The following is a 19,468-nucleotide window of genomic DNA, read 5'->3' as shown; positions in this document are numbered from 1 at the left end:
GTAGCGTTTCATGACCGAATTGCATCCTGATTTGAGGGAAAATGTCCGCCTCCTGGGCGAATTGCTGGGCGACAGCATCCGCAAGTATCCGGGCCAGGCCTGCTTCGACCTGATCGAAGAGATCCGGGCCGCCGCCAAGGCGGATCGGCGCCAGGAAAGCGGCTCCGGCCAGCGGCTGGTCAACCTGCTCAGCCAACTGAGCGACGACCAGATGCTGCCGGTGACACGCGCCTTCAGCCAGTTCCTCAACCTGGCCAACATTGCCGAGCAGTACCACGGCATACGCCGCAAACAGGGCCACCAGGCCGACCTGATGGTGGAGTCTCTCGGGGAGCTGTTCCAGCGCCTGACGGCGGGGAATGTCTCGCCCGAGGAGCTGCACCGCCGGGTCACCGACCTGAGCATCGAGTTCGTGCTGACCGCGCATCCCACTGAAGTGACGCGCCGCACCCTGATCCTCAAGTACGACGAGATTTCCAACGGCCTGGCCCAGCTCGATCACGACGACCTGCTGCCGGTGGAACGCGATGAAGTGGTCTCGCGGCTTCGGCAACTGGTGGCGGAAGCCTGGCACACCGATGAGATTCGCTATAACCGCCCCACCGCGGTGGACGAGGCCAAGTGGGGCTTCGCCGTGATCGAGAACAGCCTGTGGCAGGCCCTGCCGCGCTTCCTGCGCAGTCTGGACCAGTCGCTGCTGGATGCCACTGGGGAGGGGCTGCCGATCGACGCCGCGCCCATGAAGATCGCCTCCTGGATGGGTGGGGACCGCGACGGCAATCCCAACGTCACCCACGAAGTGTCCCGCGAGGTATTCTGGCTGGGGCGCTGGATGGCGGCGGACCTGTTCCTGCGCGATATCCAGACACTGCGTGCCGAGCTGTCCATGTGGGAAGCCAACGACGCCGTGAAAGCCGAGGCCGGCGATACCCGCGAGCCTTACCGCGCCATCCTGGGCCAGTTGCGTGAGCGCCTGCTGCGCACCCGGGACTGGGCCGAGGCCTGCGTCAACGGCGAGCCGGCGGACAGCAACGGTATCCTGTTCGAGAACGAAGATCTGATCCGCCCGCTGCGACTGTGTTACGACTCGCTGGCCGAATGCGGCCTGGGCGACATCGCCAACGGCCTGCTGCTGGATACCCTGCGCCGGGCCCACTGCTTCGGGCTGCCGCTGGTGCGCCTCGACATCCGTCAGGAAGCCGGTCGCCACGCCGAAGCGGTGGGCGAGATTGTCCGCGACCTGGGGCTGGGGGACTACGAGCAGTGGAGCGAAACCGAGCGTCAGGCTTTCCTGCTGCGCGAACTGCAGGGCCGGCGTCCGCTGATCCCCCGTCACTGGCAGCCGTCGGACAATGTGCGCGAGGTGCTCGATACCTGTGAGGTGGTCGCCCAGCAGACCCCGGAAGCCCTCGGCTCCTACGTCATTTCCATGGCCAGCCAGCCGTCGGACGTGCTCAGCGTGATCCTGCTGCTGCGGGAATCCGGCATGCAGAATCCCATGCGGGTGGTGCCGCTGTTCGAAACCCTTGACGACCTCACCGGCGCGCCGGACACCATGCGCGCCCTGTTCGAGGTGGAATGGTACCGCGACTACTGCCGTGGCCGTCAGGAAGTGATGATCGGCTACTCCGATTCCGCCAAGGACGCCGGCCAGATGATGGCGGCCTGGGCCCAGTATCAGGCTCAGGAAGCCCTGACCGATGTCGCCGGCGAGTTCGGCGTGCACCTGACCCTGTTCCATGGTCGCGGCGGTACTGTCGGTCGTGGCGGCGGCCCGGCCAACCGGGCGATCCTGTCCCAGCCGCCGGGCTCGGTGAACGGCAGTTTCCGGATTACCGAGCAGGGCGAGATGATCCGCTTCAAATTCGGCCTGCCCAAGCTGGCGGAAAAGAGTCTGACGCTCTACGCCACCGCGGTGATCGAAGCCACCCTGGCGCCGCCGCCCGCACCGGAGCAGGGCTGGCGCGACATGATGGACTGGCTCACGGAACGCTCGCTCAAGGCCTACCGCGCCGTGGTCCGCGAACATCCCGACTTCGTCACCTATTTCCGCCAGGCCACGCCGGAGCAGGCGCTGGGCAAGCTCGCCCTGGGCAGTCGTCCGGCCCGGCGCAAGCCCACCGGCGGCGTGGAAAGTCTGCGTGCTATCCCCTGGATCTTCGCCTGGACCCAGATGCGTATGATGCTGCCCAGTTGGCTGGGCAGCGATGTGGCGCTGCGCGAAGCCGCCGAAGCCGGACACGAACCGCTGCTGCGGGAAATGATGGAGCGCTGGCCTTTCTTCCAGACCTACGTGGACATGCTGGAGATGGTCCTGGCCAAGGCCGACCTGCGAATCGCCAGCTATTACGAGGAAATCCTGGTGGATCCGGAATTGCGGCATCTGGGGGAGGACCTGCGCGAGCGTCTGGCCGGCTGCATCCGACATGTGAAGGCGCTCAAGCAGCAGGGCGAGCTGCTGCTCGACGAACCGGTGTTCGCCCATTCGCTGCGGGTACGGAATCCCTACACCGATCCGCTGCACTACCTGCAGGCGGAACTGCTGCGCCGCGATCGCGAGAGCGAAGGACAGGGCAAGGTGCCGGAATTGGTGGAACGGGCTCTCAAAGTCACCATGGCCGGCATTGCAGCCGGTATGCGTAACACCGGATAATGCCGCCGGTAGCGGCCCCGGGGATACCCCGGGGTTGCCTCAATCGGGTAGGCTGTAGCTGACGACAACAGCAAGAACAGAGGAAGTAAGCGTGGCGGCATCGGCCAGACTGGAAACGTTTCTATCACGCAAGGGCATTGCCTACGACGTTATTGCCCAGGATGAAGTCCCCAGCTTTGACGTGGCCGTCTCAGGGGCTGGCCTGAACCACTATGCGGTGATTCGCGCGACCCTGCTGATCGATCTCAAGGGCGTGGTCATGGCGGTGCACAACTATCAGACGGCCATTGATGTGGATGCGGTCTCCGCGGTGGTGGGTCGACGCCTGCAGTTGCTGACCGCGCGCCAGGCGGACCGGCTGTTCGCCGACTGCGAGATGGGTTTCCATCCCCCGATCGGTGCGGCCTTTGATATCCCTGTGGTGATCGACGAACCGGTGCTGGAGATGGACGAGGCCTATCTGGCGTCAGGCAGCAACAACAGCCTGTTGCGGCTGGATGGCCGGGCCCTGCGTCTGGCCCTGGCCGGTGGCCGCAAGGCGCGCATCAGTATTGTCGACGTGGCCCACGACCTGGAGCCTGGTGAGTCGTCGGATATCACGCTGGAGGAAGTGGCTCAGCGCTTACAGAAGTTATACCGGCTGCCGCCGATGCCGGCCCTGGCCCTGAAGATCCTGCGCCTGACGGCCAATACCGAGGCGACGGCCCGCGAGCTGGGTGAGCTGATCGAATACGATCCCAGCCTGACCGCCCAGATCATGCGCTATGCCCGTTCCGCACTGTTCAACTACCCGGGGCAGATCAATTCCGTACAGGAAGCGGTGACTCGGGTGCTTGGTTTTGACCGCGTCGCCCACGTGGCCATGGGTATCGCCTCGGTGCGGGCCTTCGAGGTGCCGCGCGACGGCATGCTGGGTATGGACGCGTTCTGGCGTCACTCGCTCTACTGCGCCTACCTGTGCCAGCAGATGGCCATGCTCAAGGGCGCCGACAAAGGGCTGGCCTATCTCTGCGGGCTATTGCACAACTTCGGTATCCTGCTGATCGGCCACCTGTTTCCCAACGAGTTTGACCAGCTCAACCGGTTGCGCGAGTCCAATCCGGAGCAAAGCATGCACTCGCTGGAGGTCCAGGTGTTCGGTGGCGACCAGGAATTCCTGTCGGTTGGTCATGGCCCCATCGGCGGCATCCTGCACCGCCTGTGGCAGCTCCCGGACGCGGTGGTAAAGACCGCCGGCATGCACCAGCGCATGGCCTATGAAGGCGACCACGCGGACTACGTGCACATGGTCCAGCTGGCCAACGCACTGCTCAAGGACAAGGGCATCGGCGACGAGTTCAACCCGGACGACGTCGATACCCTGGCGGCGTCCCTGGAGTTTGGCGATGCCGATATCGAGCGCCTGATGACCACTACCGAGGAAGTGGCCCGGGAGCTGGATGACCTGGCCCGGTCCCTGGCCGCCTGAACCCGCGCTGGTCATTTTCCGACCTTGGTACCCTTTCTATGGCCGGCCCGACTTCGTATAATGCCGGATCGTTTTACCCGCTCGGGTGGCTTTTCCCGGCGTGATCGACCCACGATCGCGTTGGCAACCGGAATACAGCCGCCCTTGAGCCAGATGTTCCCAGCGGTGTCTCAGCATCCGCCCCGGGGCTCCGGCAGGCACGGGTTGGCCCGCACGGATCGTACCGGCGGCAACCCGGCCCATAAGCTGTCTCAGGTCAGGACCGGAACGCCACGAGCGGCCGGCCAATAAAAACATTCGGCCCATCTGTCACGGCTCGGTTCCGGCAGATGCGGCTTGCGTGGCTCCATCGGTTGCAGGTTGTACCTCCCGAAGCCGCACGACGATTTCATCGATAAACGGGAGCATTTCCACTATGAGAATCATTCTGTTGGGCGCACCGGGCGCAGGCAAGGGGACCCAGGCCCAGTTCATTACCGGCAAGTTCGGGATTCCCCAGATCTCCACCGGCGATATGCTGCGCGCCGCGGTCAAGGCTGAGTCTCCGCTGGGGCTGGAAGTGAAGGAAATCATGGCCACCGGCGGCCTGGTTCCGGACGAGACCATCATTGCGCTGATCAAGGACCGCATCAAACAGGACGACTGCGCCAACGGCTTCCTGCTGGACGGCTTCCCGCGCACTATTCCCCAGGCCGAAGCGCTCAAGAATGAAGGCGTGGTGATCGACTATGTGGTCGAGATCGCCGTTGATGACGAAGAAATCGTCACCCGTCTGTCCGGCCGTCGCGTCCACGAGGCCAGCGGCCGCACCTACCACGTCAAATACGACCCGCCCAAGGTCGAGGGCAAGGACGACGAGACCGGCGAGCCGCTGATCCAGCGCGCTGACGACTCCGAGGAAACCGTCCGTAACCGTCTCAAGATCTACCACGACCAGACCGCACCGCTGGTAGGCTACTACCAGGACTGGGCCAAGGCGGATGCCGAGGCGGCGCCCACCTACGTCCGTGTCGACGGCGTCGGCAGCATGGACGATATCCGCGACCAGATCCTGACCAACCTGCAGTAAACAACGCGCCGCTACGGCGGCCTCCATTGCGCGACCTTCATGAAACTACTGGCACTGGATACCACGGCGGAGGGCTGCTCGGCGGCCCTCTGGTCTGATGGCCAACTCTATCAGCGTGACCTTCGCTCGCCACGCGGACATACCCAGCACCTGCTGCCCATGGTGCGCGAACTGGTGGCGGAGAGCGGCATCCCGCTGGCAGATCTCGATGCCCTGGCTTTCGGCCGCGGCCCCGGTTCATTTACCGGCCTGCGCATCGCCACTGGCGTGGTGCAGGGGCTGGCCTTTGGCCTCGATATACCGGTGGTTCCGGTGTCCTCCCTGGCGGCCCTTGCCTCGCGTGCCCTGCGTGTCGGCGAGGCGCAAGAGGGTGACGCTGTGGCCGTGGCCTTCGACGCGCGGATGGGGGAAGTCTACTGGAACTGTTATTGCATTCGTGAAGGCAGGGTCACCGCCTCCGCCGAGGAGCGTGTCTGCCCGCCGGACCAGGTGTCCCTCACCGAAGAGGCACCGCGCTGGATCGGTGCCGGTTCTGGTTGGAACCTGGTGGAGCAGATGCCGCAACCTGTCCGCGATGCAATGTTGCTGACCCATGCGGACTGGTATCCTCTGGCCGCGGATATCGCCACGCTGGCGGTAGCCGACTGGCCTGACGGGAAAACGGTAGCGGCCCAGGATGCCGCACCGGTCTACGTCAGGGACGAAGTGACCTGGAAGAAACTGCCGGGGCGTTAGTGTCCCGTCACCGACTCGTTCCGACTGCCGATGACTGAGCGGTCCCGGATCGTATCCGTTCCCGGGGCGCAGGGGATGTCTGTACGCCTCGACTGTGGCGCGTGCGGTTCCCGTTCGGTGACAGGGAGGTGACGCTGGGCTCCGGTGCCGTCGACTCGAAGCAGGAAGCCGTTTCATGGATCTCTGGCAGACCATTGCCCTGGCCATTATTCAGGGGCTGACCGAATTTCTCCCCATCAGCAGTTCCGCTCACCTTATCCTTCCCTCGCAGATCCTTGGCTGGAGCGACCAGGGCCTCGCCTTCGACGTTGCGGTCCACGTCGGCACGCTGGTCGCGGTGGTCTGGTATTTTCGCGCCGAAGTGGTGCGCCTGACCCGGTCCTGGGTTGGCGATACCCTGCAGCGGCGCACCAGCGAGGACAGCCGGTTGGCGTGGGCGATCATTCTCGGTACCGCACCCGCCGGTCTGGCGGGGTTGCTGTTCGAGGATGTGATCGAGTCACAGTTGCGCTCGGCGCTGGTCATCGCGCTGTCGACCATCGGCTTCGGCCTGGTGCTCTGGTGGTCCGACGCCGTCGGCCGCCGGGAAAAGGGACTGGCGGCCCTGGGCTATCGGGATGCCCTGGTCATCGGTGTGGCCCAGGCGCTGGCATTGATTCCCGGGACCTCCCGTTCCGGCATCACCATGACCGCGGCCCTGTTCCTGGGCTACCGACGTGAGGCGGCGGCCCGCTTTTCCTTCCTGCTGTCCATTCCGCTGATTCTCGCCGCCGGCCTGCTCAAGACGCTGGAACTGGCGGAAACCGGCAGTGAGGCCCAGTGGCTGGATATCCTCGTTGGTACCGGCGTGTCGTTCGTCAGCGCGGTGATCTGTATCCACCTGTTCCTGCGTTTTCTGGAGCGGCTCGGATTCATGCCCTACGTGATCTATCGATTACTGCTAGGCGGGCTGCTTCTGTTGATGGTATTCTGAGCAACCTTGAATAATTCCGTTCTGCAGATAGTGCTCCATCGATGATTCGCGGCCTTCCTTATAACGGCGTTAGCCCCGTTCCTGCCGACAGCCCGCTACAGCGGGATCGGGACACTGCGTCCCGACCGGACGGCCGTACGCCGGGTACGGAGACCGGCGTCCGCCGCGACACGGTCGACCCGGAACGCCTGGAACGCCGCGTACAGGCTCGCCAGGCGGCTGAGGACGCCCAACTGGAGCGTTTCCGGGCCGACGACGTGCCGCTGCGCAACGCCCAGGCACTGGACGTTTTCAACAACATTGCCAGCACCCGCGAAGAAGGGGACGACGTCGAGCTTGCGGGCATCGACATTCGCGTATAACGTTTCCCGCCATGTCTTCCCCATCCCTTGCCGTTGCCTGCGCTGAGCAGGTTCATTCCGGACCTGCCCAGACCCTGGCTCAGAGTCTGTCTTTGCCGTTTCTTGGTGTTGTCGACCCGCGTCGGGTCGATGCCTGCCCGGTGTTGCTCTGGCTCGACGACCAGGGACTGGCCCTGCAGCAAACCGGGCGCAAGGTTCCCGGCCCGGTGCGGGCCGAATTCGTTTCCGGCAAGGCGGGCTATCGCCGGGATCATGGCGGCGGGGCCGGGCAACTTGTTGCTCGCGCTGTCGGCCTCAAGAAAACCCACCGCGAACTGCACGTGCTGGACGCCACCGCCGGACTGGGGCAGGACGCCTACGTACTGGCCGGGCTGGGCTGCCGGCTGACACTGCTAGAACGCTCGCCGGTCATTCATGCGCTGTTGGCGGATGGCCTGGAGCGGGCGGCGGGCGACCCGGCAGCGGCTCCACTGGCGGCGCGAATGAGCTTGCAGGCGGGGGACAGCATCGACTGGATTCGAAGCCAGGACGGGCCGCTGGCGGACGTGATCTACCTGGACCCGATGTTTCCGCATCGTGACAAGTCGGCCCGGGTCAAGAAAGAGATGGAGCTTTTCCGGCCTATCGTGGGCGCCGATGACGATGCCCCGGCGCTGCTGGAAGCGGCCCTGGCCAAGGCGGCCTACCGGGTGGTGGTGAAGCGCCCGCGCAAGGCGCCGACCGTTGACGGGCCGGCGCCCAGCACCCAACTGGAAGGCAAGAGCAGCCGCTACGACATCTACGCCCTGAAGGCGCTGCCCTGAGCGCCGCCTGCCGCGATGCCATAACGGATCAGGCCCCCAGCATGGTCACCTGCTGGATGGCCTGGCGCATTTCCATGTTCAGTACCAGCCGGGCGTCCTCCGCCACCTCGTCGAGCCCTTCGGTGTAGCACAGCAGCTCGTTGTCGTCGGTGGTGAGGATCTCGTCCCGCTGCAGGTTGGCGATGAAGTTGCGGAACAGCGCCTTGTCGAAGAACTCCGGCGCGTTGACACCGAACAGGATCGACATGCGCTGGGCCATCTGCGTGCTCTGTTCTTCCAACTCCCTGGCGGAAATCTTGCCTGAACCGTACTTGCGCAGGATGGCGATGGAAATGTGGTAGCGCTCCAGGGTCTGGATGATGAAACGGGACAGGCTGCGCAGGCGCAGGGCGGCTTCGGTGCCGTCCGCCGGGCGGCACACCTTGTCGCCGTCCCGGGTCAGCAGGCCGCGCTCCGCCAGGACATCGATCCAGTGCTCGATGACCGGTTCGACCGCATCGTCCGGGTACTGCAGGAACAGTTCGGAGCGGATGTACGGGTACACCGAGCCGGCCAGGAACACCACGCGCTCGCGTTTGAGGGTGGAGAAGTTCTCGAACAGGCAGGCGATCAGCGCCGGCAGCGCGAACAGGTGCTGGATGTTGTTGCGGTAGTAGGTCATCAGGATGGCGTTGTTGCCTTCCAGCGCAATGATGTCACCCAGGTCCTGCTTGAAGCGGCTGACCAGGCCCATGTTCTCGCAGTAGGCGATCCAGTCGCGGCCGTTGCCCTCGGGAAAGGTGATGTGGGCGGAATACGGGGCCGAACGGATCAGGTCGCAGAACTCGTCCAGAAAGCGTTCCAGCAGGCGCTCGTCCATGGCCAGTTTCTGGGCCGAGAGCAGCACTGTGGCCACCATGCCGATCGGGTTCACTGCAGCCGCGGCGTTAATGTGCTCGGCCACTTTGTCCGACAGGGCACTGACGGCGGTATTGAGCCAGCGTGGGCGATAGTCGCTGTCGTAGGCCTCGTCACGCCATTCCGGATGCACGTCGTCGAGCACCCGGTTAAGGCGGATCGGGTCGCCGAAGTTGACCGCCACCTCGCCGAAGGAGTTGCGCAGCTTGCGGACGGTCTTGAACAGGGAAAAGATGCTTTCCTTCTGCTTCTTCTTACCGCGCAGTTCGCCCAGGTAGCTGCGTCCTTCCATCACTTTCTCGTAGCCGATGTACACCGGCACGAATACGATCGGCTTGCGATGATCGCGCAGGTAACTGCGCACGGTCATCGACAGCATGCCGGGGCGTGGCTGCAGGGTGCGGCCGGTACGGCTGCGACCGCCCTCGACGAAGTACTCGACCGAATAGCCGCGCGAGAACATCACGTGCATGTACTCGTTGAACACGGTGGCGTAGAGCGGGTTGTCGCGGAAGCTGCGGCGCATGAAGAAGGCGCCGCCCCGGCGCAGGATCGGGCCCACCACCGGCATGTTCAGGTTGATGCCGGCGGCGATGTGCGGGGGCATCAGGCCGTTGCGGTAGAGCACGTAGGACAGCAGCAGGTAATCGATGTGCGAGCGGTGGCAGGGCACATAGATCACCGCGTTGTCCTTGGCGACATCCTGCGCCACCTCGATGTTGTTGACGGCGACGCCGTTGTAGATGCGGTTCCAGAGCCAGGACAGCACCACTTCCAGGAAGCGGATGGTGACCACGGACATGCTGGCGGCGATTTCGTCGCCGTACTTGAGGGCCTTGGCGCGCACTTTTTCCGGTGGCAGGTCCTTGTCCCGCGCGGTTTCCCGGATCGCTTCCTTGACCGCCGGGGTACGCACCAGCGAGGCGACCAGCGTGCGGCGGTGTGACAGGTCGGGTCCGAGGACGGCCTGACGCACGCGCCGGAAATGGGTGCGCAGGATGCGGGCCAGCTTGCGAGTGGCACGCTCCTCGTTGTCACGGAATTCATTGATCACGTGCTGGATGGAGATGGGGCGGTTGAACTGCACGTAGGTGTTGCGGCCGTGGACCAGAATGATCAGCAGCTTCTGCAGGCGGCCGGCCACGGACCAGGTATCGGACAACAGCAGCTTGAACAGTGACTTTTCCTTGTCCGGCGAGCGGCCCCAGAACAGGGTGACCGGCACGATCTGGATGTCCTGGCTGGAATCATGCAGCGCCAACGACGTGATCTGCTTGATGCGCGGCGTCAGCGCCGGCGAATGGCGGCGTCTGAACAGCCCACCGGCGCGCTGGTAGAGAAAGAAGAAGGATCGCCGCGGGCCGTTCTCGATCGGCAGCGGCGCCTGGGAGGAGGGGAGACCCGCGCGCAGGATTTCCTGCTCCAGCACCAGGCGGCTGGACAGGGAGCTGTACTGGAGGACGTAGCAAACCGGCTTGTCCGGATCCAGTTCCAGTTGGTCCCGGCTTGCGCCCATCACATCGGTGCGGACCCACAGAAACAGGATCTTTCGTAAAAGCGTAAAGAAAAGGGCGCTAAGTCCCGGAAAAAATCGCATGCAAACTCCGTTATGCGGTCAGGTGCCGTAAGTTTACTTGCTCCCACTAAGAGCGCAAAGGTCGCCGGTCGTGGGCCCGCCAAATGTTCTGGAGAACCCGCATTGTGGTACTTTGGGCCAGATTGGATACCATGTGCAGCGTCTTTTAACGAACAGGAGAGACAGGCCTATGCCAGGTTGGGTTCCGGGTTGGACGGAAGCGCCGCCCGCGCCGGGTGATGGATTGATTCTGGCTCGGGGACAGACCCTGGTGCGTGCGCCCGATGGTTGGGTTCACGACGCCCGGTCCCCGGCCGCAGCGCTGACCGGCACGCCCCCCGTATGCCTGGGTGAGCTGCATGGCCAACGCCTGTTCGTGGCCCTGGCCGAACGCCCGCCCGAGAACCAGGCCGTCGCCCTGCGCGATGCGCTGCTGGGCTCTGAGCCCGAGTTGGCCAGCGTCCTGAGCACGGCCTGCCAGGTTCTGCAGTGGCAGCGGGATCACCGCTTCTGCGGTCGCTGTGGCGGCGAGACCCGAATGCATGCCCGCGAACGGGCCAAGTGGTGTGACCACTGCGAGATCCCGTTCTATCCGCGTCTGGCGCCTTGCGTGATCGTGCTGATCCGTGACGGCGAGCGCTTGTTCCTGGCGCGCTCCTCCCGCCATACTCACGGCTTCTACAGCCTCATCGCCGGCTTCATCGAGCCGGGGGAGAGCGCCGAGGAAGCGGTGCGGCGCGAAGTCATGGAGGAAACGGGCCTGACCATAAATAACGTGCGCTACCAGGCGTCCCAGCCCTGGCCGTTCCCGCATCAGCTGATGCTGGGTTTCTTCGCCGACTATGCCGGCGGCGAGCTGCGCCTGCAGGAGGACGAGTTGGCCACCGCCGACTGGTTCCACCCTGATGAGCTGCCCCCGGTGCCGCCGCCGGGCACCATCGCCGGCCGCTTGATCGAGCGGGCCCTGGCCGAGCGGGAGGCGCCGGCCGGGTCGTGAGCACTCCCCGTGTACTGGTGTTCGATTCCGGCGTGGGCGGGCTGAGCATTGCCGCCTGCCTGCACGCCGCCATGCCCTCTGTATCGCTGACCTACCTGGCCGATACGGCCGGTTTCCCCTACGGCGATCAGTCCGAAGAAACGGTCATCGCCCGCTGTGTCGCGTTGATCGAGCGGTTGATGGCGCAGGAACCGGTGGATCTTGTGGTGGTGGCCTGCAATACCGCCAGTACCGTGGTGTTGCCGGCCCTGCGCGAGCGTCTTCAGGTACCGGTGGTGGGCGTGGTGCCGGCGATCAAGCCGGCGGCGGCGCTGTCGGAGAATCGCCGCCTGGGCGTGCTGGCGACGCCGGCGACGGTGCGTCGCCCTTACACCGAGGATCTGATCCAGCGCTTCGCCGCCGATTGTGAGATTGCCCGGGTGGGCCATCCAGGGCTGGTGCGTTGGGCGGAGGCCAAGGTGGGCGGGCGGCCGGTGCCGTTGGCGGAACTGGCCGAAGCGGTTCGGCCGTTGGCGGACGCGGGGGTGGATACGGTGGTCCTGGGCTGCACACATTACCCCCTGATCCGGGATGAGCTGGCGCAGGTACTGCCAGAGGTGCGCTACTGGGTCGACTCCGGTGATGCTATTGCCCGCCGTGTGCGCTACCTGCTCGATGAGGCCGAACGCCTGGTCGACGGCTGCGAGGTGTCGCCCATGAACGCGCGCTTTTCCGGTCCGGTGCCACGGGAGTTCGAGACGGTGCTCAACGGGCTGGGGCTCCGGGCCGGCCGGGTGGATGGCGGCTGGCCCGAAGGCTTTGCGCCGCCTTAAACCACCCGTGTCAGCTTGAGCATGGCCAGGAATTCCAGCGCCGGTAGCCCGCGCCGGTGGCAGCAGTAGGTCTTGAAGCGTTCGCCGCGAAAGCGGGACTTGGTGAATTCCAGCCCCTTGAAGTTGTAAAGGAAATTGCCCCGGTCGTAGAGCCCGTGCAGGATGCGCTTGAGCAGTCGGGCCTCCTGGGGTTCGGTGGTCCGGTCCAGCGACAGGGGGATCAACCCCAGATCCAGATAGGGCACGCCCTCCGCCTGGAAAACCGACATGGCGTGAGCCATCAGGGTGTAGAAAATGCCCTGCCGGAAATCGGCGTTGGCCCGCGAGATGTTGGGCACGTAGCTGATGATGTCGTTATTGCGATAAATCGGATCGAAGTAAATGAACCCCACCGCCTGACCGTTCTGGTAGGCGTAGAAATGCCGCTCGTTCTCGCGATAGGTCATGTCCATGGGGCGGATCAGGAAGCGAATCTCATTGCTTTTGACCTTGCGGGTGCGAATCCAGGCTTCGGAGATCTGCCGCGTGTGGTCGTCGCTGAAGCGTTCACGGACGGTGATGCCGCTGCGCGCGGCCTGGTTCACCGCCGTGCGGATGATCTGCTTCTTCTTGCCGGACAGGGACCAGCCCCCCAAATCAATGCGCGACTCGCTGCCGAACTGGGTGCCGTACAGCCCGAAACGCTGGTGCAGGACATCCACCACCGGGCGGGAAACCTGGATGTAACAGGCATCCGGGTGGCGGTTGTGGAAACGCTCCAGCATCACCGGGAAGTCCTCCGGGGCGCAAACCGGGTCGGACAGCACGAAGGTCAGGCCCCACTTGCGCATGTAGGCGATGTAACCGACGCCGGGGACATCGAAATAGTCCATGTTCGGCTGTAGGGTGGAGAAGGACTGGGAGTGCACGCCGAAGCGCTTGAGGTAGTCCACGCGTTGCGCGAAGGTCAACTGGCCGGCTTCCCCGGCGCCAAGGCGATCCAGGGCAAGGGTCTGGTCTGTCATGATCGTCTCCCGAAAGGGGCGGCCCGTCACGGGTCGTGGGCCCCGCGTTCCGTGTCTCAGGCTGGCTTCTGGCCGAGGATCGACCAGTAGCAATCCATGTTCAGTAATTTGAAGTGCTTCCTGTCACGAATGGTCAGGCCCATCCGCTGCATGTGTTCCGGGTAGTTGTAGATCTGGTGGAAGGCATTGTTGGCGAACAGCCAGAACGTGAAGACGGCGGCGTACCAATAGGCTTTCTTGAACAATCGGGCCAGGGGGTTGCCGGTGGGGTAGCAGAAGTCGCCTACCACGACCTGGCCGCCGGCTCTGGCCAGGTCGATCAGGTGCCCGAGAACCCGCTCCATCATGGGTTCGTCGAACACGTTGAGGAAAAAGTTGGCGACCACCATGTCGTAGCGGCCAGGGGTGTCGATCGCCATGATGTCGCTGTGAACGGTGTGGATCGTCAGGTGCGGCGCTTCCTGGCGCCGGGCATCGTCGAACTTGCGCAGCATGGTGGCGGACAGGTCGACCACCGTCACCTCGGCCCCCAGTTCCGCGGCGCGGATGGCGTCACGGCCATGGCCGGCGCCGGCAAACAGGACCCGCGCCCCGGGCCGTATGGTGGTCATGTCCAGCATGGCGGTTTTGCAGCGGTGGATGTTCCTGCCACTGTAGAGTTGGCTTAGAAAGTCGTAGGCGGGTCCGATCACCCGATACTTGTCGCGCATGGTCCTGGCTGCCTGTTCCGTTTCTTTGGTTGCCCCGGTGACAGCCTGAAAAACCGTCTGCGGGCATTTGTTGTTCTGCGGAAGCTTAGGCAAGCCTCAGGCTGGATTTTGTGCCGTAATCCCCAATTCCGGATACATGGCGTTACGCATTGATACGCTTTGCAAACGGGGTCAAAAAATTTAATAGGATTGTCGGACAGTGCGTTAGGCGCTCGCTATGACCGAACGGCCTGTGTTCGGGACACTAGCGTCTGTCCTGTCTTTGCGGTATGAGTAGATGGATGTTCCGAAAGGCACCGGGGTAAGGTCAGACTCGATGATGAGATTGGGTTCCGACGTGCAAAAGCCGGTCATCGTTTTGCTGCTGGCGTTGTGGGGGCTTCTGTTCGCTTCGAACGCATGTGCGGAGAACGTGGTGAATTACCTGGTGGTGGAGGACAAGACGCGGCCCTTCCAGATTGTGGAAAAGGGGGAAAGTCGCGGCGGCATCGTGTCAGACATGGTGGACGCCATTTTCGCGGACTCGGACTACACCGTCCGCCACCGGGTCTTCCCGGTCAACCGTCTGCGCAAGGTGATTGCCAACAACGAGCTGGATCACTGGATCGCCTACGATGCGCCGCAGTGGAACAGCTTCGGCGAGCACGGCCAGTTCGTCGACGTACCGGTTCTCAATACCCATCACGTGCTGCTGACCTGTCGCGAGGACCTGCCTGCGCGTATCGATTCGATCCGCCAGATCGCAGGGCTGAGGATCCTGACGCTGCGTCATTTCGATTACGTCGCGCTGGACCGGGCTGCCGCCAAAGGCACGATTCGACAGCTTCCCATCGATCGTTACGAAGCCGGTATCCAGTTGGTCAGCCTGGGGCGGGCGGATGGTTTCGTGGAGATGGAGTCGCGGCTGCAGTTCCACGTCGGGGAGCACGCCGAGGTGGCCGGTCCCTGTCTGCGCTGGCTCGACTTCAGCGCCATTATCCCGGATTTTCCACTGTACCTGACCGTCGACAGCGACTGGCCCCCCGAGTTCGCCGCTTTCGTAGCGGAGCGCATCCGCTCGTTACAGCAGTCCGGCGCTTTCGACCGTATCACCACCCACTACCTGGGTTCAGACGACGGCCAGGATTTTAGGCCGGTCGCCCAGTAGCTGGTCGATGTCCGCCGCCGGGCGCGCGGGGCCGTAGAAGAAGCCCTGGACCTGCTGGCATCCCAGGTTGCGCAGGTACGCGAGCTGCACATCCGTTTCCACGCCTTCCGCGACAATATCCAGCCTCAGGCCATGCGCCATGGCGACAATGGCGTTGACGATGCAGGCGCCGTCCTCACCGCTGCGAATGCCGCGCACGAACGACTGGTCCACTTTCAGGGTATGGATGGGCAGGCGGTGGAGGTAGTTGAGGGACGAATACCCGGTGCCGAAGTCATCGATGGCAATGCGCACACCATGCTGTGCCAGTTGCTGCAGTTTGCGGCTGATCTGCTCCAGGTCGTTCATGATCACGTTTTCGGTGATCTCGATCTCCAGGTTCCGGGGTGGAAACGCCAGGCGTTCGAGCTGGGTGATCAGGTTGGGCACGAAGCGGGGGTGTTCCACCTGCAGCGGTGACAGGTTGACCGCCAGCCGCAGGTTGCGGTGGCCGCGTTCGATCCAGGCTTTGGTTTGCCGGCAGGCGATGTTCAGCACTTCTTCGCTGAGATCGGCGATCAGCTTGGTTTCCTCAGCCAGCGGCAGGAAATCCCGCGGGTAGAGCAGGCCGCGCTCGGGGTGCTGCCAGCGTACCAGGGCCTCCAGGCCCACGACTTCCCCGGTTTCCGAGGCCACCTGCGGCTGGTAGTGGACGCACAGCTCGCCGTTGACCAGGGCCTGGCGCAGGTCCCGCTCCAGGCTGAGTCGATTGGCGGTATCGATGCTCATGGTATCGCTGTAGAAGCGGTAGCCGTCCTTGCCGCCAGCCTTGACGTGGTACATGGCAATGTCCGAGCACTGGATCAGCTGATCCATGGTTTCGCCGCACTCGGGAAACAGTGCGATCCCCACGCTGACACCGACGAACACTTCATGCTCGCCCAACTGGAAGGGTTCCTTGAGCACGCTGATCAGCTTGCGGGCGATCTTGCTGGCGTCGTTGTGGCTGGTAATGGCCGGCAGCAACAGGGTGAACTCGTCGCCGCCGAATCGGGACAGGGTATCGCCCTTGCGCAGGCAGCTTTCCAGCCGCTGGGTGACCGCCTGCAGGAGGCGATCGCCCATGGCGTGGCCAAGGGTGTCGTTGACCACCTTGAAGCGATCCAGGTCGAGGAACATCACCGCCAGTTTCTGCTGGTTGCGCTGGGCCTGGGTGATGGCCAGCATCAGGCGATCCTTGAACAGGGCGCGGTTGGGCAGGCGGGTGAGCAGGTCGTGATAGGCCTGGAAGTTGATGAAGGCTTCCGCTTCCTTACGCTCGGTGATGTCCCGCGCCGAGCCGTAGACGCTGGGCTCCCTGGCCGGGCCGCTGCCGGTCTGTTCCAGGTGCGGCAGGAAATGGCTGTTCTCGTCGCCGATGGGGAAAGCCGTGATCTCGAAGTGACGATTGGCCTTGCGGCTGCCACGGGTCTTGAGCCGTATCTCGAACGTGCGCGGATTCTGGGCGTTGACGGCGGGATCCTGCAGGGCGTAGGTGCCCCGGGCGACGTCCTGTTCGTCGATCAGGTGGCGGAAGTGGCGGCCGATCAGCTCGGCGGGCCGGTAGCCCAGCAGCGCTTCCACCTTGTGGTTGACGAAGCAGACGCGGCCCTCGCGGTCGAGCATGAAGACGATGTCGGGGGACGTGTTGACGATGTAGCGGTGCAGCTCTTCGGATTTCTGCAGGCGCAGTTGCACGGTGCGGTGGGCGGATTCCAGGGCCTGTTTGCTGAGCACGTTGCGCAGCGTGGCCAGCAGTTCCTCCGGATCGAACGGCTTCTTGATGTAATCCTGGGCGCCGCGGCGCAGGGCACGGCTGACGGCGGTAAAAGACGACTCGCCACTGACCACGATGACCGGTGTGCCAATCCTGCGCTCCTGGATGAACTGCATCACCTGGTGACCGTCGACGTCCGGCATGCGCAGATCGAGCATCACCAGATCGAAGGCGTCGCGGCTCAACAGATCGCAGGCGGCTCGCCCGCCCAGTGCGGCAATCGCCTGGTAGCCCTCTTGCTCCAGAAGATCCACCAGGGTGCGCAGGATGCGTGGCTCATCGTCCACGACCAGTATTTTTGCCTCGGAACTGCCTGTGTTGTGCAATCGGTCCGACGTCATGCCTTGGGCTCGTTGTTTGAGGGCGGTTGTTCTTCTTCACCGGAGTCGTCCGGATGTTCATTGGGTTGCGCCGCAGGCAAGAGGATACGGAATCCGGTACCGTCCTCGCCAGTCCGGCAACTGATGAGCCCTCCCAGCTCATCGACCAGCTGCTTGACGATGCTCAGGCCCAGGCCGCGGTGGCCCTCGCCCTTGTCGCTGGTGACGGGGCGGAACAGGCGGCGCTGGATTGCCGCGGGTAGCCCGGGGCCCGAATCCGCGATGCTCAGCTCCACCCAGGCGCGATCCTCCTGCCAGATGGGGGCGATGGTCTGTATGCGGATCGCTCCGCCCGCCGGCTGACATTCGACGGCGTTTCTCACCAGATTGATCACCACCTGACGCACCGGGCCCTGTGTGGCCTGCACCCGGGTGTCCGCCCGGCTCAGTTGCGTCTCGCAGTCGATGCCATTGGGGGCGAACAGGGCCTCCTCGAAGAGGTCGCCCAACAGCTTCAGTTCGTCGTTCAGCACCAGGCCATGGTCCGCGTCGTCAGCGCCGGCGTCCGTCTGGGCATCGCTGATACGCACCAGCAGGCCCGCGGCCCGGTCCAGTTCCTCGCGCACCACGTGCAGGTCAGGCTGCAGTTGATCCGTGCCTTCAATCGTCTGCATCTTACCCTGCAACTGGTGGATGTACTGTCGCACGATGGTCAGTGGGTTGCTGACTTCATGCACGCGCTTGCGCAGCTCGAGTTCCCGGGCCAACTGGTCCAGATCGGCGTTACGGCTGTCCGGAGCCGGTTCCGACAGGCCCGAGGCCAGGGCTCCCATGCGCTCGGCAAACAGTTGGGTAAGCGGGACCAGGTTAAGGGGCTCGCCGCCACGGTCGAGGCCGATGACGAAGACGCCGTAGTCGGTTTTCCCGTCGCTCACCGGCACGGCGGCCATGGCCGGGCAATCCAGCAGGCCCAGTAGCTGCCGGTCGAGGATGGTGCCGTCGTTATTGTCGAGGATGTCGCTGGCGCGTCGGGTGGCCACGCGGCTGACCAGGCTGCGCGGATGGTCCAGCGGCACGGTGATGGCCGGCGGGGCGGTGCGGGTGGCGGCCAATAACCTGAGCTCGCCGTTATCGGCGCCGAACACGAGGCAGGACCGGCCGGTGAGGGTGGCCAGATTGCTGAGTGCGCTGCCCAGTAAGGCGGGCAGGGACGATGGCGGAGGTATCGCGCCCAACGACTGCTCCACCAGGGCGGAATGGATGACCCGGTTGGCCAGTTGGCGATGAACGCCGGCGCCGTCGACCGGCCCGTCCAGGGGAATGTCGAGACTCTGCGCCATCGCGGTGACTTCATGTTCGATGCGGCTGCCGATTTCCCGCGTCAGGGCGGCGGTCAGCCCGAACAGGGTTTCGGCGGCCTCGACGCCGCCGGCTTCGGCCTGGGCGAGGCGCGAGGACAGGTTGATCAGTTTGGCCAGATGCCCGGCCTCGCGGATGTCGGCAACCGGGGCCTGCTGGTGGCGAATGGCATCGACGGCAATGGCATCCAGGCCCCAGTGGCTGGCCAGCCGGACCGCCATGGCCACCTGGTTGTCGAGCAGAGCCTGCTGGGTCGGGCCGGGGGGATGGCGCAGCGCGCACAGCTCGCCCACGTTGTGCAGCAGGCCCACCAGGAAGGCTTCTTCGCTGTGCGGGTAACCGGTGAGTCGACCGAGCGCGCGGGCGGTCAGCGCGGTGGTGAGGCTATGGCGCCAGAAGTCACGCAGCGGCTGCCAGCAATCGGGTGCGGGGTCCTGCGTGAGCTGGCGCAGCGATGCGGTGATCACCAGCGCCTGGACTTGCTGGATGCCGAGCCGCAAGAGAGCCTGTTCGATCGACTGAATATCACCGGCGCGGCCATAGAGGGCGGAGTTGGCCAGCGCCAGAACGCGTGCGCACAGACCGGTGTCGGCGCTGATAATGCGGCCGATTTCGCGATAATCACCGTTGCCGCGACAGGCGTCCAGAGCCTGCAGCACCACATGGGGCAGGCTGGGCAGATCGCTGTCAGCAGGAAGTTCGTTATGAGCCCGAGTCATAAATTATGACGACTTCTTCACGTTCGGTTATGTCGAGGTGAGCTTAGCCAATCCTTTCATAAATTCAAC

15 protein-coding genes are annotated in these 19,468 nt (G+C 64.3%); 10 read left to right on the top strand and 5 right to left on the bottom strand.

Features of this window, described 5'->3' with window-relative positions; all coding sequences use genetic code 11:
• Nucleotides 1-10: 10 nt before the first annotated feature.
• The 7 genes from ppc to GQB00_RS15245 all read left to right on the top strand — a co-directional run bounded on the left by ppc (nucleotide 11) and on the right by GQB00_RS15245 (nucleotide 8,063).
• Nucleotides 11-2,653, top strand: coding sequence for a phosphoenolpyruvate carboxylase (gene ppc, locus GQB00_RS15275; RefSeq protein ID WP_165856968.1), 2,643 nt, complete (start codon nucleotides 11-13; stop codon nucleotides 2,651-2,653).
• A gap of 91 nt (nucleotides 2,654-2,744) precedes the next feature.
• Nucleotides 2,745-4,121: an HDOD domain-containing protein gene (locus GQB00_RS15270; protein WP_111497494.1), complete on the top strand. Its 1,377-nt coding sequence runs from the start codon at nucleotides 2,745-2,747 to the stop codon at nucleotides 4,119-4,121.
• A gap of 415 nt (nucleotides 4,122-4,536) precedes the next feature.
• Entirely contained in the window at nucleotides 4,537-5,190 is a 654-nt protein-coding gene (gene adk / locus GQB00_RS15265; RefSeq protein ID WP_111497495.1) for an adenylate kinase, read from the top strand.
• Nucleotides 5,191-5,229: 39 nt separating this feature from the next.
• On the top strand, nucleotides 5,230-5,925 hold the full coding sequence (gene tsaB, locus GQB00_RS15260) for a tRNA (adenosine(37)-N6)-threonylcarbamoyltransferase complex dimerization subunit type 1 TsaB (protein ID WP_165856967.1): 696 nt from the start codon (nucleotides 5,230-5,232) through the stop codon (nucleotides 5,923-5,925).
• 175 nt (nucleotides 5,926-6,100) lie between these two features.
• The gene (locus GQB00_RS15255) at nucleotides 6,101-6,898 is read left to right on the top strand and encodes an undecaprenyl-diphosphate phosphatase (RefSeq protein ID WP_111497497.1); all 798 of its coding nucleotides are present in this window, start codon (nucleotides 6,101-6,103) and stop codon (nucleotides 6,896-6,898) included.
• Between the two features lie 41 nt (nucleotides 6,899-6,939).
• Nucleotides 6,940-7,260 carry a UDP pyrophosphate phosphatase gene (locus GQB00_RS15250; protein ID WP_165856966.1) on the top strand — a complete coding sequence of 107 codons (321 nt, stop codon included), beginning with the start codon at nucleotides 6,940-6,942 and terminating at the stop codon, nucleotides 7,258-7,260.
• An 11-nt stretch (nucleotides 7,261-7,271) separates the two neighbouring features.
• A complete protein-coding gene (locus GQB00_RS15245) occupies nucleotides 7,272-8,063 on the top strand; it encodes a class I SAM-dependent methyltransferase (RefSeq protein ID WP_111497499.1) in 792 nt (263 codons plus the stop codon).
• A gap of 28 nt (nucleotides 8,064-8,091) precedes the next feature.
• On the opposite strand, the gene plsB is transcribed toward GQB00_RS15245, so the two are convergent.
• The gene (gene plsB / locus GQB00_RS15240; RefSeq protein WP_111497500.1) at nucleotides 8,092-10,557 is read right to left on the bottom strand and encodes a glycerol-3-phosphate 1-O-acyltransferase PlsB; all 2,466 of its coding nucleotides are present in this window, start codon (nucleotides 10,555-10,557) and stop codon (nucleotides 8,092-8,094) included.
• Nucleotides 10,558-10,726: 169 nt separating this feature from the next.
• On the opposite strand from plsB, the gene nudC reads away from it, so the two are divergent.
• Together nudC and murI are read left to right on the top strand one after the other, a co-directional pair.
• Entirely contained in the window at nucleotides 10,727-11,533 is an 807-nt protein-coding gene (gene nudC / locus GQB00_RS15235; protein WP_165856965.1) for an NAD(+) diphosphatase, read from the top strand.
• Nucleotides 11,530-12,345: a glutamate racemase gene (gene murI, locus GQB00_RS15230; protein ID WP_165856964.1), complete on the top strand. Its 816-nt coding sequence runs from the start codon at nucleotides 11,530-11,532 to the stop codon at nucleotides 12,343-12,345. The genes nudC and murI overlap by 4 nt, the downstream gene beginning before the upstream one ends.
• On the opposite strand, the gene GQB00_RS15225 is transcribed toward murI, so the two are convergent.
• Together GQB00_RS15225 and GQB00_RS15220 are read right to left on the bottom strand one after the other, a co-directional pair.
• A complete protein-coding gene (locus GQB00_RS15225) occupies nucleotides 12,342-13,349 on the bottom strand; it encodes a DUF2156 domain-containing protein (RefSeq protein WP_165856963.1) in 1,008 nt (335 codons plus the stop codon). The genes murI and GQB00_RS15225 overlap by 4 nt on opposite strands.
• Before the next feature lie 56 nt (nucleotides 13,350-13,405).
• Nucleotides 13,406-14,059 carry a class I SAM-dependent methyltransferase gene (locus tag GQB00_RS15220; RefSeq protein ID WP_165856962.1) on the bottom strand — a complete coding sequence of 218 codons (654 nt, stop codon included), beginning with the start codon at nucleotides 14,057-14,059 and terminating at the stop codon, nucleotides 13,406-13,408.
• A gap of 316 nt (nucleotides 14,060-14,375) precedes the next feature.
• Between GQB00_RS15220 and GQB00_RS15215 the strand changes: the two genes are divergently transcribed.
• Nucleotides 14,376-15,206 carry a substrate-binding periplasmic protein gene (locus GQB00_RS15215; RefSeq protein WP_165856961.1) on the top strand — a complete coding sequence of 277 codons (831 nt, stop codon included), beginning with the start codon at nucleotides 14,376-14,378 and terminating at the stop codon, nucleotides 15,204-15,206.
• Here GQB00_RS15215 and GQB00_RS15210 read toward each other — a convergent pair.
• Nucleotides 15,168-17,342, bottom strand: a complete 2,175-nt coding sequence (locus tag GQB00_RS15210) for a putative bifunctional diguanylate cyclase/phosphodiesterase (RefSeq protein WP_165856960.1) — start codon at nucleotides 17,340-17,342, stop codon at nucleotides 15,168-15,170. The genes GQB00_RS15215 and GQB00_RS15210 overlap by 39 nt on opposite strands.
• Nucleotides 17,339-19,399, bottom strand: coding sequence for an HDOD domain-containing protein (locus GQB00_RS15205; protein WP_165856959.1), 2,061 nt, complete (start codon nucleotides 19,397-19,399; stop codon nucleotides 17,339-17,341). Before GQB00_RS15205 ends, GQB00_RS15210 begins: the two co-directional genes overlap by 4 nt.
• Between the last annotated feature and the right edge of the window lie 69 nt (nucleotides 19,400-19,468).

Source organism: Marinobacter sp. JSM 1782161, assembly GCF_011421605.1.
Taxonomy (GTDB): Bacteria; Pseudomonadota; Gammaproteobacteria; order Pseudomonadales; family Oleiphilaceae; genus Marinobacter_A; species Marinobacter_A bohaiensis.
The sequence above is the reverse complement of the archived record's forward strand: the minus strand, read 5'-3'. Positions and strand labels throughout refer to the sequence as shown.